The sequence below is a fragment of the Kitasatospora nipponensis genome, assembly GCF_039528135.1.
GTDB classification, from domain to species: domain Bacteria; phylum Actinomycetota; class Actinomycetes; order Streptomycetales; family Streptomycetaceae; genus Kitasatospora; species Kitasatospora nipponensis.
The window spans coordinates 1-612 of sequence record NZ_BAAALF010000867.1 but is presented as its reverse complement, the minus strand read 5'-3'; the positions used below and the strand labels follow the sequence as shown (position 1 = coordinate 612).

Genomic DNA, 612 nt, shown 5'->3' with positions numbered 1-612 from the left:
CCGACCGCCGCGGACGGCACCGCCTCGGTGACGCTCGCCCTCGCAGGCGCGGGCGGCAGCATGATCACGGTGCGCAGCCACAGCCCGAACGGCTGGGTCAGCTCCTCCAACCGGCTGTTCGCCTACGTGGACACCAGTCCCACCGTCACCTCCGAGACCTACCCGGAGGACACCGGATCCGGAGCCGCCGGCGGCGGGGTAGGGGTCACCGGCGTGTTCACCTTCGCTCCGAAGGTGAAGAACACGGCGTCCTACACCTACGCCCTCGGCTTCGGTGCCGAGACCACCGTCGCCGCAGCGGCGGACGGCACGGCGCAGGTCTCCTGGACCCCGGACACCAGCGGGCAGCACATCCTCTCCGTCTACCCGACCGACCGGGACCGACGGACGCACGAGACGTACTACTACTACTTCAACGTGAGCTGACGCTGCGGTAGCAAGGCGAAGGGGCACGCGGCCTGCGTGCCCCCTCGCTGTGTTCCGTCCACGGGTGCCGGCTGTCGGGGCGGTGTCAGGCCGGGCGGGCACAGTGGTGTCACGCCGGAAGGGACAGCGCACCGTCCCCGAGGCTGGGGTACCTGGGGCGGCTGATCGGGTGCCGGGCTGGAGAAC

1 pseudogene is annotated in these 612 nt (G+C 71.1%); it reads left to right on the top strand.

What is annotated here, in order from left to right:
* Nucleotides 1-426: pseudogene (locus ABD323_RS43765) on the top strand (hypothetical protein); the annotation flags it as partial.
* Nucleotides 427-612: the final 186 nt, after the last annotated feature.